Below are 13,902 nucleotides of genomic sequence, written 5' to 3' on the forward strand. Positions count from 1 at the left end.
TATATAAATCTAAAAAGTTTCTAAAGATTTTATGAAAAAATTTTATAAAATATAAAAAAATGGGCTATTTAGCCCATTTTTTATTCACCTTATTAAAAAAGTTTTATAAATTCTTCTCCCACTTTCATTACTCCATGGAATCCTGTTTCATCTAATTTTATTCCGATACTTAGTATAAGAAAAAATATTATTGCTATTATAATACCTATAATTGCCTTTTTATTCATATCTGTCATCTCCTCAATTTATGCGTTTACATCTTTACTTAATTATAATTTTACATTAATAGCTAGAAAAATAACAGTATTTTTTCTATTTTTTACCATATATATTTATTTGCTTCTCATCCACTCATATTTCTTAGTTTTTTAAATATTTATTTAACTTAATAAAACTTTACATTAAATACTATTATTTTATTTCTATATTTATAGTAGACTTTAGGTTAAATTATTATATTTTAATGTTATAATATACATATATTTTAGGTTTTAGAAAGGATGTTTTAATGGTTAAGGTAGATAATAAAGCATTGCTTGAGAGTGCGCTTAAAAATAGAGATAAAAAAATAGTTATTACAGAAAAAAGAATAGTTAAAGGTCTTAAGGTCTTAGATAAAGTATCTATAAAGGATAGTGATCGAAATAGATGTAAATATTCACTTAGAAGTAAAAGTGCAGATTCTGCTTTTCTTGGTTTTATAGGATTTGCTCCTATGGTATCAGATATGGGAAATATATCTTTTATGCAAGCTATGGGTGTAATTTCTAGTGTTGGTCTAAATGAAACATTAGTTATATTTGCAGACTATAATATTATTTATAAAAATGATGAAATTATATTAACAAAAGCTTAATAAAAAAATGTAAGGATAGTATATTTTCCTTACATTTTTTTATTATATAGTTTAAAAGTTTTCTTCTATTTTAGGTTTTTTAATTAATACGTAAGAAAATGTTATGGATGCTATTCCACATAAGAACATTAATCCAGGATAATATAAATATCCTAAAATTTCCACTGGTGATATTCCAGCTATTCCAGCTGCTGTTAATAATTGTGCCCCATATGGTATAACCCCTTGCCAGCAAGATGAAAATATATCCAATATACTAGCAGTTTTTCTAGGATCTATATCATATTTTTTAGCTATATCTTTAGCTAAAGGTCCTGCTGTTACTATAGCTATTGTATTATTTGCTGTACATAAATCTATTACACTAACTAATGCTGCTATTCCAAACTCCGCACCTTTCTTACTTTTAATTTTACTAGTTATAAAATAAAGTATATAATCTATTCCTCCATTAAACTTAATAAGTGCTACAACTCCACCAACAACTAAAACTAATAAACTAAGTTCATACATACCTGCCATACCTTCTGATATTGCACCTATTAAACCTAATAAATTAAAAGATTTAGAAAAAATTCCAATCAATCCTGCAAATAAAATCCCACTTCCAAGAAGTGCAAATACATTTACTCCTAATAATGCACCTACTAAAACTAAAATATATGGAAGTACTTTTATTAATTCATATTCATAAGTTTGACTAACATCGCTTTTATATCCTAATGTTACAAAAGTTAATATTATCACTGTAGCTATAGCAGCTGGCAATACTATAAAAAAGTTTACTTTAAACTTATCTTTTAGTTCACATCCTTGAGTTCTTACTGCTGCTATCGTTGTATCAGATATCATAGATAAGTTATCACCAAACATAGCTCCTCCTACAACCGCTCCTATCACTAAAGGTACTGGAATTCCTGTTTTTTGAGCTATTCCTAATGCTATTGGCGATAATGCTGCTATTGTCCCAACTGACGTTCCCATTGATATTGATATAAAGCAACCTATTATAAATAATCCAGAAACTAATAAATTAGATGGTAGTATAGATAAGCTTAAATTCACGGTAGAATCTACACCTCCCATTGCTTTCGCAACACTCGAAAATGCTCCTGCTAGTAAAAATATTACTATCATTAAAATAATATTTGTATCTCCTGCACCTTTGCAAAATACATTCATCTTACTTTCTAAGCTTTTATTTTTATTAAATAATAGCGCTACTCCTGATGCAATTAAAAAAGCTACTAATGCTGGCATTTTATAAAAATCCCCTGTTATAACTCCACTTCCTACAAATAAAACTAAAAATACACCTAATGGTAATAATGCTAATGGATTACCTTTTCTAATACCTTGTTTCATACTTTAAATCTCCCTTCTTGTTGAATTTTTTAATTTATAACCTTAATTTTTGGAATAAAAAAACTCCCGACCCTAAGAAATTAATCTTAGGAACGAGAGTTGACTTCGTGTTACCATCCTACTTCATTTGTATCTCACAATACAAACCTCATCAAGTACGCCAAGTTTTTGGTTATACTCTATCACTGTAACGGGTGAACCCGTTGTAGCCTAAACCATAAAGGTCTCGGTACACAGCTCCAAGGCCATTTTCACTTTAATATCCTTTGCTTTCTCTCACCAATAAAAGCTCTCTGTAAAAGTATTCTTAAAGCTACTTTCCTTTTCATAGCATTTAGTTTATTTCTTGTTATATCTTATATAATATATACATCAATTTACTTTGTCAATGTTTTTTATGAATTTTCTAAAAATTCATTTTTATACCATTCTCTTTTAACCATTTAATCCTTATTTTATAATCAGGTAATATTTTTTCAACTGCATTATAAAAATCTTTTGAATGATTTCTATGCTCCATATGACACATTTCATGGACAACTATATAATCAACTACTTCTAAAGGCGCCATCGAACACCTTAAATTAAATAATATTTCATTTTTGTATGTACAGCTTGCCCACCTAGTTTTTTGATCTTTTATTTTAATACTAGATACTCTATCTTTAAAGAACTTTTTATAAAAATCAATTCTATCTTTTACAATTTCTAAAGTTTTATCACAATACCATGTTTTTAAAGTATGCTTTATTAATTCTTTATTGTTTGAGTTTAATTTAACTACTAAATTTTTATCTTCTAAATTAACATTTGGTCTTATTAAACTTTTGTCTGTTATAACTTGAAGTACATATTCTTTGCCTAAGTACATAAATTTATCTCCATCTTCATAAGTTCTATCAAATTTGTTTTTAGACTCAAGTTCTTCTAAATTTTTTAATATCCAGTCAGCCTTATTTTTTACACTATCAATAATAAAATTCTTATCATACCCAATTGGGGCCAGTACATTTACCAATCCATTTGGTTTAATTTCCAAACTCATAGTTTTTCTTTTTCGATATATTATATTAAAACTTATTTCTTTGTTATTATGTAAAAAGCTTATCTTCATAATTAATCTCCTAATAAATTTAAGTTAATTTAACTTAAATTATATCATAAGTTTATATTTCAAACAGATCATCCTCTTTTACAGAGTCTATAGCTTCATGTACTTTTGTCAAAGCTTCATTTTTACTAAACACAATATCTATATTATTTTTTTTAATATATTCAAAATAATTATTTGTTAACCATACTAAAGAATTTTCTATACTTAGCCAAATATCTATAGTTTCATCAAAATAAATCATAGCTTCTTCTTTGCTATCATATTTATACTCCTTAGGTAACTCACTCATAGTATTAATTCCTATCAAATACTTTGGTACATATGAGTTTTTATTTAGAGCTTTTTTTAAGTTTAATTTTGCATTAAATATTTGATTTTGACTAAAGTAATATAAAGCTTTACTATAAAGTAAAAATGTAGATTCTTCTTTATATTTATTTAATAACATTTCAATTTCTTCACTCATTTCTAATCTTAAAAAACATATTAAAATTTTATGTAAAATTTCGCTTTTATTTTTTATTCCAAGATTTAACAATTCTTCATATTCTTTATATGCTTTTTCATATTCTTTTCCTATCATATACAAATCCGCTAAATCTTTTTTTATTATTATGCAAATATTTTTTTGTTTAAAATCCTCCGATGAATTTTTCCCATCACAATTAAAATACCTTTTAACAGCATCTAAAGATAATTTTGTATAGTGAATTGCCTCTTTATAACATTTGGTTTTCAATGCTTTTTCTCTATAAACTTCGTAATCTTCTTTTTTAGGATTTTTAATAAGTGTCATTATATTATCAATATTTCTATCCATAGCTTTTTGATTAAAACTTCCATCTGAATTAAAAAAACTAAATTCATCTTTTATACTAGCTATAAATTTAGAATTTAGCGAGACTGCTTCTCTTATATATTTTTCTCTTGATTTCATTGTATTTAAACTTACACCTAAGTATTTAGAAAGTTCTTTTTTTGATATATAAATTTTTCCTTTGTAAAAATTATTTTTATCAAATAAATTGCTATCTACTCCTACAACATATATAAGTCCAGCAACCCACCCTAAAGTACTACCTTTATTCATTGAAAAAGTTTTATTTTTATTTAATTCATTTATTAGCTTATTAACAGCTTTATAATAGTTCTTATCAAATAGATCTCTACAAATACTTTGTGATTTATTTTTAATTTCTTCTATTAGATATTTATCTGTTCTCATCATCATATCCCCTATAAATTAGTATTTATATTATGATAATATCCTTTTTTCAGATAGTTTAAACAATTTAAATTTTTTTAATTTTATCTGATTTGTATAATTATATATACCCAAATAAATTTTATTAATCCGTTTATATATTTACTATAATGGGAATATAATTATTATATAATTATTTAGAAAGAGGTGTTTTTAATGTTTAATAAAATAACATTACCATATGAATTTGATGAGTTAGAACCATACATAGACTCTAAAACTGTAGAAATACATTATAGTAAACATCTACAAACTTATGTAGATAATTTACACAATGCATTAAAAGGATATGAAGATCTTGCATATGGAAAAACTTTAAAAGAATTATTAGAAAATGCAAACGAGCTTCCTGTTGAAATTAGACAAACTGTTATAAATCAAGGCGGTGGAGTTTATAATCATAACCTATATTTTTCAATCTTATCTCCAAAAGCTTTCACCATGCCAGGAGGAAATTTACTTGAAAAAATAAATAAAACTTTTGGTAGTGTTGAAAATTTAAAAGATGAATTAAATAGGCAAGCTCTAAGTTTATTTGGTTCAGGTTATGCATCTTTAGTAATGGATAAAGATAAAAATTTATTTGTAAAATCAACATCTAATCAAGATACTACACTACAAGATGGTTTAACTCCAATTCTTACAATAGATGTTTGGGAACATGCTTATTACTTAAAATATAAAAATGTTAGAGCTGATTACATAAAAAACATTTGGAAAGTTATAAACTGGGATGCAGTAGCCCAGTTATATGATAGATATTAATTTATAAATTTTTAATTTTAATTTAAAAAGGATATCTCAAAACTTATTGTCATAAAAAACAGTGTGTTTTAAGATATCCTTTTATTTTAGTTGATTTTTTCAATATAGTTACTGTTAACGTCTATATGATTTAAGAATAAAAGTAATCTTTCATACAATGGATGTGATTCTTCACCATATTTTTCATCTAACTTTATACCTAGTTCTTCTACAGTTTTCACACCATCTATTTGTAAAAATATATAACTACCATACTTATCAAGTTCTACCTTTTTATACATAGGTATTTTAAACTTTAACTTTCTAAAAGCCCTTTGTATTTTATGGTCTTGTTTTTCAAGTATTGTAACTATACCTTCTTCATCTACTTCATATTCTATATCTTCATTTTTTTTAAAAACTATATTTAAAACATCTTCATTATTTTTCATTATTTTTTACCTTTGCTGTAACTATTGGTAATGCAGTAAGTACTACTAGTACTATTAATAGTATTATAGCCATCATATTTCCTGATGCAAATCCTTGTGGTCCAGCTGACTTAATTACACCTGATACTTGTAATATTATACCTATTAATCCTATTATAGATCCTCCTGCTACAAGTCCTGATGATAAACTTATACCATTTGAAACTTTAACTTCTTTTTCTTTTTCACCTTTAGATGTTTTTTCAACAAATACACGAATTAATGCACCTATTAATATTATAGAAGTTGTTGCTATTGGTAAATAGAATCCTATTGCAACTGTCATTATAGGTAAATCTAAGAAATATAATACTACTGCCATAAATATACCAACTATAACCATAACCCAAGGTAATTGTCCTGACATTATACCTGAAGTTAATGTTGATATTAAGTTTGCTTGTGGTAATGCAAATGGAGGATTATCTCCTGTTACAACAAGTTGGTTAGATAATAATATTGTTGTTCCTACAACTACTATTACACCTACTATACCAGCTATTGCAAAGTATTTTTGCATTTCATTTTTGCTTCCACCTATTATGTATGTAACTTTTTGTGATTGACTGTAACCACCAGCTATAGATATAGCAACAACTATAAATGTACCAAATAATAATAATGATTTATTATCTGCTAAATCTGTCCATCCCATTATAACAAACACTAATGTAGCTATAACTAAAGATGCTATTGTCATACCTGATACTGGTAAGTTTGATGTACCTATAGTACCTGTTAAACGTCCTGCAACTATTACGAATAATGCTGCTAATATAAGTGATACAATTGCTCCAACAATTGCCATTACTATACTTCCAGATATAATAAAGCCTGCAACAAAAGCTATTACAGCTCCTGCTAATAATATTATATTTTGAAGTGTTGAAGCTTCATTTCCATCTCCTGCTGCTGATTTAGCATTAAGTGTTTCTTTAACTGAAGCTATTATAGTTGGTATAAGTTTAACTGCTCCTATTATACCTCCACAAAGCATCATACCTGCTCCTATGTATTTTACATAGTTACCTGCTATATCATTTACACCCATTTGATTTATAGACATTGCTGGGTTATTCCATACTTTAGCTCCTTCTCCTGCCATGTCAGTAAAGTAACCGATTAAAGGCATTATACCAAAGTGAGATAATATAGAACCTGCAAACATTGTAAGTGCAACTTCAAGACCTACTATAAACCCTATACCTAAAAGAAGTGGGTTAACTTCAACTTCAAATTTACATTTGTAGAACTTTTGTCCTACGAAGCTTATAACGTTGTTTGCAACGTTTAAGAATGAACCTGTTAAAACTGTTATAAGTCCACTTATTCCAAATCCCATACTCATATATTTCATTGAATCTCCGCCACCATCTGAAGCTACAAGTGTTTCAGATATAGCCATTGATTCTGGATACATAAGTTTTCCATGTTCTTCAACTATTAAATAATTATAAACAAGTGATGCAACTCCTATACCAAATAGAACTCCACCAACTCCAACAATAAATCCTTCTAAAAATGAAACTTGGCTACCTATTAATAAAATAGCTGGTAATACGAATATCATACCACTAGCAACTGATTCTCCACCACTTGCCATACCTTGTACTATATTCTTTCCAAGAATACCTTTTCCACTAGCGAAAGCTGCAATAAATGCTGAACCTATTATAGACCCTGGAATACCTGCTGCAACTGTAAGCCCAGCTTTCATACCTGAATATGCTGTCGATGCTGCGAAAACAACGGCTAGTACTATACCTATGATTAGAACTGCTAAGTTTGCGCCAGTCTTTGACTTGTCTGTTATGTAAGGAACATAATCTTTTCCAGATACGCCTCCATAAGCTCCCTTAGGTAATTTTTTACTGCTCATGAAATTCACCTTCCTTTGATTTAATTATTTTCATTATACCACAATATTTTGAAATCTAACTTTTACAGAATTTTAGATTTTTTCAAATTCTTCATATTTTATGTAAATTTTAGATTTTTCTATTTTTTGACAAATAAAAAGAGAACTAACTTTAAGTTAGTTCTCTTTTCTACTTTAATTAACTTTTTTAATATAGTTACTATTAACTTCTATATGATTTAAGAATAAAAGTAATTTTTCATATAATGGATGTGATTCTTCACCGTATTTTTCATCTAGCTTTATACCTAATTCCTCTACAGTTTTCACACCATCTATTTGTAAAAATATATAACTACCATACTTATCAAGTTCTACCTTTTTATACATAGGTATTTTAAACTTTAACTTTCTAAAAGCCCTTTGTATTTTATGGTCTTGTTTTTCAAGTATTGTAACTATACCTTCTTCATCTACTTCATATTCTATATCTTCATTTTTCTTAAAAACTATATTTAAAATGTCTTCATTAGTTTTCATTATTTCTTACCTTTGATTTAATTATAGGTAATGCTGTGAATATAACTAATACAGCAAGTAATATTATTGCCATCATATTTCCTGATGCAAATCCTTGTGGTCCAGCTGATTTAACTACACCTGTTACTTGTAATATTATACCTATTAATCCTATTATAGATCCTCCTGCTACGAGTCCTGATGATAAACTTATACCATTTGAAACTTTAGCGTCTTTTTCTTTTTCACTCTTAGCAGTCTTTTCAACAAGAACACGAACTAATGCTCCAACTAATATTATAGAAGTTGTTGCTATTGGTAAGTAGAATCCTATTGCAACTGTCATTATTGGTAAACCTAAGAAGTATAATACTACTGCCATAAATACTCCAACTATTATCATAACCCAAGGTAATTGTCCTGACATTATACCTGAAGTTAATGTTGACATTAAGTTTGCTTGTGGTAATGCAAATGGAGGATTATCTCCTGCTACAGTAAGTTGACTTGAAAGTAATAATATAGTTCCTACAACTACTATAACTCCTACTATACCAGCTATTGCAAAGTATTTTTGCATTTCATTTTTGCTTCCACCTATTATATAAGTAACCTTTTGAGATTGGCTATATCCTCCAGCTATTGCTATAGCAACAACTATGAATGTACCAAATAATAGTAATGATTTATTGTCTGCTTGACTAGTCCATCCCATTATAACAAACACTAATGTTACTATAACTAAAGATGCTATTGTCATACCTGATACTGGTAAGTTTGATGTACCTATAGTACCTGTTAAACGTCCTGCAACTATTACGAATAATGCTGCTAAGAATAATGATACTATTGCTCCAACAATTGCCATTGTTATACTTCCAGATATAAAGAATGCTGATATTGCAGCTATTAAAACTCCACCTAATAATATCATAGATTGAATAGCTGAACTTTCTCCATCTTTTGATGCCTTAGCATTCATAGTCTCTTTTACAGAAGCTATTATAGTTGGTATAAGTTTAACTGCACCTATTATACCTCCACAAAGCATCATACCTGCTCCTATGTATTTTACATAGTTACCTGCTATATCATTTACACCCATTTGGTTTATAGCCATTGCAGGATTGTTCCAAACCATAGCTCCTTCTCCTGCCATCTCAGTAAAGTAAGATATTAAAGGCATTATACCAAAGTTAGCTAATATAGAACCTGCAAACATTGTTAAAGATACTTCAAGTCCTACTATAAATCCTATTCCTAAAAGAAGTGGGTTAACCTCAACTTCAAGTTTGTACTTATAAAATTTAGTTCCTATAAAACTTATAACATTGTTTGCAACATTTAAGAATGAACCTGTTAAAACTGTTATAATTCCACTTATTCCAAATCCTATTCCCATGTACTTCATAGAATCTCCACCTGCATCAGATGCTACAAGTGTCTCACATATAGCCATTGATTCTGGATACATAAGTTTACCATGTTCTTCAATTATTAAATAATTATGAACAAGTGCTGAAATCCCTATACCAAATAAAACCCCAGCTACTCCTACTCCTAATCCTTCTAAAAATGTAACCTGACTACCTATTAATAAAATAGCTGGTAATACGAATATCATACCACTAGCAACTGATTCTCCACCACTTGCCATACCTTGTACTATATTCTTTCCTAGAATACCTTTTCCACTAGCTAATGCTGCTATGAATGCTGAACCTATTATAGATCCCGGTATACCTGCTGCAACCGTCAGACCCGCTTTCATACCTGAATACGCTGTCGATGCCGCAAATATAGTTGCTAAAATAATACCAATGATTAATACAATAACGTTTGCGCCTGTTTTAGATTTGTCTGTTATGTAAGGAACGTAATCTTTACCAGATACTCCTCCATAAGCTTCTTTAGGCAATTTTTTACTGCTCATGAAATTCACCTTCCTTTTTTTTGCTTAATTGATTATATCACATATTTTTACAAAATTCTCTAAATTTATGAAATTTAAAATTATATTTTTTGTTTAAATTTTAAATTTATTCCATATTTTTAAATTATTCCAAAATATACCTTTGTTTTTGTTATTAATAAATTTTTTTGTTTTATATTTATTAATTTAAACTTTAATTTTAAATTTATTCATAAATTAATCAATAAAAAAACTAGTCATTATGACTAGTTTTTTTATTGATTAATTTTATAAAATCAGAGCACCTATTATTCCAAATATTAACAATGGTATATTATAATGTAGAAATGTAGGTACACAAGTATCCCAAATATGATCATGTTGTTTATCTGCATTAAGACCTGCAGTTGGCCCTAATGTACTATCTGATGCAGGAGATCCGGCATCTCCAAGAGCACCTGCAACACCAACTAATAAAATTATTGATGGTATACTAAATCCTAGACTTAAACCTAATGGACAGTAAATAGCTGCTATTATAGGTAATGTTCCAAAAGAACTTCCTATTCCCATTGTTACTAATAGTCCCACCAAAAGCATTAATAAAGCCCCTATAATCTGATTATTTCCAACTATTCCTGATACTGAAACTACTAGACTTTCAACCGCGCCTGTTTCTCTTAAAACATTTCCATATCCAGCTGCAACTAACATTATAAATCCTATCATTCCCATCATTTTTACTCCACCATCTAATAAGTCATCTATTTCATTAAACTTAATAGCTCTTGTCAAAAATAACACTATTATAGCACAAAGCCCTCCAAGAGGAAGTGACCCGGTTACAATTTGAACTACAAAAGCAGTTATGGCTCCAGTTAAAGCACACCAATGTTTTATTGTCATTTTATCATCTATTTGTTCAGTTTGAATTTCTTCTAATTTAACTTCTTTATAATCTCTAGGTTTTCTATAAGAAATAAATATAGCAGTTAATAATCCTAAAATCATTCCTAAAGCTGGTATCCACATTACATTAGTTACCATATTAGTAGTTACATCAATTTTATTTGCTATCATTTGATCTCTTATTATATTTTGAAATATCAAACCAAATCCTACTGGTATTGCAAGGTATGGTGTTTTTAATCCAAATGTTAATGCGCAAGCAACACCTCTTCTATCTATTTTTAATTTATTCATAAGTTCTAAAAGTGAAGGAATTAATATTGGTATGAAAGCTATATGCACAGGAATTAAGTTTTGAGAAAAGCATGTCATAAAGGCTATTATTAATATTAGTGTTATTTTTTTATCTTTAACTATTTTTGAAATTTTTCTTGATAACATAGATGCCAAACCTGTTTTACTAACTGCAATTGCTAAAGCTCCAAGCAATATATAACTTAGTGCGGTCTCTGCATTTCCTCCCATACCACTTACTAAGATATTCATAGTATCTCCTATTGGTATCCCCGAGAAAACCCCTGCTACTATTGCTGCTACAAGAATTGATAATAATACGTTAAACTTAAATAGGCAAAGTATAATCATAACAACAATAGATATTACTACTGGATTAAATAAAACCATACGGTATCCCCCTTTATTAAATTCAAATAATACCCTATATATATTTTGTATTTATAATTAAGTATATTTCAAAATATTTTTACTATGTTATATTTTTATATCAAAAAAACTACCTTAATCCTCAATTTTACTAAGTTCTTACTATTTTTTTACATAAAAAAAGACCCTCATTTAAATGAGAGTCTTTGGTTAAAGACAATCTATAATTATAATATAGTTATGTTTTCTGCTTGAGGACCTCTTGCACCTTCAACTATATTAAAGCTTACTTTTTGACCTTCTTCTAAAGTTTTGAATCCATCTTTTTGTATAGCTGAGAAATGAGCGAATACATCATCTCCACCTTCTACTGATATAAATCCAAATCCTTTTTCACTATTAAACCATTTTACTATTCCATTAGTCATTGAAATGTTCTCCTAAATACCTACATGAAGTTTTAACTTCATTTATTTAATTGTAATAATCTTTTATTACTATACTATACATTATAACATGTATTTTAAATATGTATACCTTTTTTTATGAATTTTTATTTTTTATTTATAAATTTATCCATAATGTTTATTAATCTCTTCTATTTAATAATTTTATATTTATACTATCTGATATGCATTGTTCTTCAACTATATCGTTAAAGAATTCTTGTATGTCTTCATATTCTGTATCTTCCGTTATTTTTAATCTATACTCACTATCATCTTCAAATCCAAATACTATGGTATCACTTTCATCACAATACCATAAAAGATCTTCAGTTATATGGCAAAGTCCCATAAAATCAACTTCTTGATTTTGTCCTTGCTCTAAAAATTTAAACTTTAATTCTGCTATATCTATCATTTTTCCTCCTGGTGCTAAAAATTTCTGTCCCTTTTATTATTGTAATACTATTAAAACTATTTAATTACATCTATCACAAGGATCACTTTTCCCTGATTCTTGTATTGTTCCTGAAAGTATATTTTTACTTTTACTTAATGCTGAACAATTCTTAGTTGTATGATATGATTTTCCTTTGGGAGTCCAATAAACTATGCCTTCTTTATTATTTGATACGACTTGATTACTTTGAGCATTTTTATTAGAGTTAATTTTATTTTGTGGATTTTTTAAAGAGCTATCATTGGTATTACCTTGATTATACCCCTTCTCATTTCCACTTTTATAACTTCCTTTGTTACAATTTACTTTTAATCCATTTCCAGTTGATGTAAATACTATATCTCCACATTCATCACTTCTATGAACTTCTATATTCCTACTTTTTAATGTGTCCATAGTTTCTTTATGCGGATGACCATACTTGTTGTCTTTTCCGGCCATTATTACTGCATATTCAGGCTTAACCTTGTCTATAAATGTTTTAGTTGAACTACTATGAGAACCATGGTGTCCTACCTTCAACAAGTCTACATCTTCTGCATTTATTTTTGCTTCTATATCAGCTTCTGCATCTCCCATTAATAATACTTTATCATTACCATTTATATATTCTAATACTATAGAATTATTATTTGGATCATCTGTATTTGCAACAGATAAAACTTTAAACTTAGATGTACCTAGTTCAAACTCACTATTTAATAAAGGTACACTAGGATGTAATCCTCGATTGGCTATTGATTTTATGAAATCTGTATATGTTTTTGTATTTGCATCACCATTACTTACATACACATTCTTTACTGGAATTGCATTTATAACTGCATCAAGCCCTCCTATATGATCGGCATGAGGATGAGTTGCAAATACATATTCTAATTCGTTTACTCCTTGATTTTTTAAATATTTTACAACAGTTCCTTCATCATCATTATCTCCACCATCTATAAGTGCTGCTTTATCACCTTGTTTTATAAGTATTGCATCACTATTTCCAGTATCTATAAAATGTAATTGTGCTTTTTTAGAATCAGTATTTTTAGTTTCACTTTCTTGATTGTATGATTTTACTTGAGTGTTACTTTTTACTTCCTTAGAATCATTGCTTGTACATCCTGCCATAGAAACTATTACAAATGTAGCTATGAATGATGTTATTATTTTTTTTATATTTCTTGAAATATTCATAAAAGTTCCTTTCTTTTGTAATTTTGTCGTATATTATTGTAACATATTGTTTTTAAATATCAATAAAAGAAGTCTACATTTTTATGTAGACTTCTTTTATTGATATTTATTAT

General features: G+C 27.9%; 14 protein-coding genes and 1 other annotated feature. Of the genes, 2 read left to right on the top strand and 12 right to left on the bottom strand.

Annotation, left to right across the window (positions count from 1 at the left end; genetic code table 11):
- Positions 1–92 precede the first annotated feature (92 nt).
- A complete protein-coding gene (locus tag ATCC9714_RS17730; protein WP_021125698.1) occupies positions 93–227 on the bottom strand; it encodes a hypothetical protein in 135 nt (44 codons plus the stop codon).
- A 281-nt stretch (positions 228–508) separates the two neighbouring features.
- Here ATCC9714_RS17730 and ATCC9714_RS10275 point away from each other — a divergent pair, with 281 nt between their 5' ends.
- Positions 509–856, top strand: coding sequence for a hypothetical protein (locus ATCC9714_RS10275; protein WP_021125699.1), 348 nt, complete (start codon positions 509–511; stop codon positions 854–856).
- A gap of 51 nt (positions 857–907) precedes the next feature.
- Here the strand turns inward: ATCC9714_RS10275 and ATCC9714_RS10280 are convergent, their stop codons facing one another.
- From ATCC9714_RS10280 to ATCC9714_RS10290, 3 genes are all read right to left on the bottom strand, one after another.
- Positions 908–2,221, bottom strand: coding sequence for a Na+/H+ antiporter NhaC family protein (locus ATCC9714_RS10280; protein WP_057545208.1), 1,314 nt, complete (start codon positions 2,219–2,221; stop codon positions 908–910).
- Between the two features lie 85 nt (positions 2,222–2,306).
- Positions 2,307–2,559, bottom strand: a binding site (T-box leader).
- A 68-nt stretch (positions 2,560–2,627) separates the two neighbouring features.
- Complete coding sequence (locus ATCC9714_RS10285) at positions 2,628–3,335, bottom strand: M48 family metallopeptidase (RefSeq protein ID WP_057545209.1); 708 nt, start codon at positions 3,333–3,335, stop codon at positions 2,628–2,630.
- A 52-nt stretch (positions 3,336–3,387) separates the two neighbouring features.
- Positions 3,388–4,560, bottom strand: coding sequence for a DUF6398 domain-containing protein (locus tag ATCC9714_RS10290; protein ID WP_057545210.1), 1,173 nt, complete (start codon positions 4,558–4,560; stop codon positions 3,388–3,390).
- A gap of 195 nt (positions 4,561–4,755) precedes the next feature.
- On the opposite strand from ATCC9714_RS10290, the gene ATCC9714_RS10295 reads away from it, so the two are divergent.
- Positions 4,756–5,364: a superoxide dismutase gene (locus tag ATCC9714_RS10295; RefSeq protein WP_054631906.1), complete on the top strand. Its 609-nt coding sequence runs from the start codon at positions 4,756–4,758 to the stop codon at positions 5,362–5,364.
- An 86-nt stretch (positions 5,365–5,450) separates the two neighbouring features.
- On the opposite strand, the gene ATCC9714_RS10300 is transcribed toward ATCC9714_RS10295, so the two are convergent.
- From ATCC9714_RS10300 to ATCC9714_RS10335, 8 genes are all read right to left on the bottom strand, one after another.
- A complete protein-coding gene (locus ATCC9714_RS10300; RefSeq protein ID WP_054631907.1) occupies positions 5,451–5,795 on the bottom strand; it encodes a PqqD family peptide modification chaperone in 345 nt (114 codons plus the stop codon).
- Positions 5,785–7,713: an OPT family oligopeptide transporter gene (locus ATCC9714_RS10305; protein WP_054631908.1), complete on the bottom strand. Its 1,929-nt coding sequence runs from the start codon at positions 7,711–7,713 to the stop codon at positions 5,785–5,787. The genes ATCC9714_RS10300 and ATCC9714_RS10305 overlap by 11 nt, the downstream gene beginning before the upstream one ends.
- 174 nt (positions 7,714–7,887) lie before the next feature.
- On the bottom strand, positions 7,888–8,232 hold the full coding sequence (locus tag ATCC9714_RS10310) for a PqqD family peptide modification chaperone (protein WP_021125711.1): 345 nt from the start codon (positions 8,230–8,232) through the stop codon (positions 7,888–7,890).
- Complete coding sequence (locus ATCC9714_RS10315; RefSeq protein WP_057545211.1) at positions 8,222–10,144, bottom strand: OPT family oligopeptide transporter; 1,923 nt, start codon at positions 10,142–10,144, stop codon at positions 8,222–8,224. The genes ATCC9714_RS10310 and ATCC9714_RS10315 overlap by 11 nt, the downstream gene beginning before the upstream one ends.
- 267 nt (positions 10,145–10,411) lie before the next feature.
- Positions 10,412–11,716 (bottom strand): Na+/H+ antiporter family protein, encoded by a 1,305-nt coding sequence (locus ATCC9714_RS10320; RefSeq protein ID WP_057545212.1) that lies wholly within the window; start codon positions 11,714–11,716, stop codon positions 10,412–10,414.
- A gap of 206 nt (positions 11,717–11,922) precedes the next feature.
- The gene (locus tag ATCC9714_RS10325; RefSeq protein ID WP_021125716.1) at positions 11,923–12,123 is read right to left on the bottom strand and encodes a cold-shock protein; all 201 of its coding nucleotides are present in this window, start codon (positions 12,121–12,123) and stop codon (positions 11,923–11,925) included.
- Between the two features lie 160 nt (positions 12,124–12,283).
- Entirely contained in the window at positions 12,284–12,559 is a 276-nt protein-coding gene (locus ATCC9714_RS10330) for a hypothetical protein (RefSeq protein ID WP_021127916.1), read from the bottom strand.
- 60 nt (positions 12,560–12,619) lie between these two features.
- The gene (locus ATCC9714_RS10335) at positions 12,620–13,789 is read right to left on the bottom strand and encodes a ComEC/Rec2 family competence protein (protein WP_057545213.1); all 1,170 of its coding nucleotides are present in this window, start codon (positions 13,787–13,789) and stop codon (positions 12,620–12,622) included.
- Between the last annotated feature and the right edge of the window lie 113 nt (positions 13,790–13,902).

Source organism: Paraclostridium sordellii, assembly GCF_000953675.1.
Lineage (GTDB): Bacteria > Bacillota > Clostridia > Peptostreptococcales > Peptostreptococcaceae > Paraclostridium > Paraclostridium sordellii.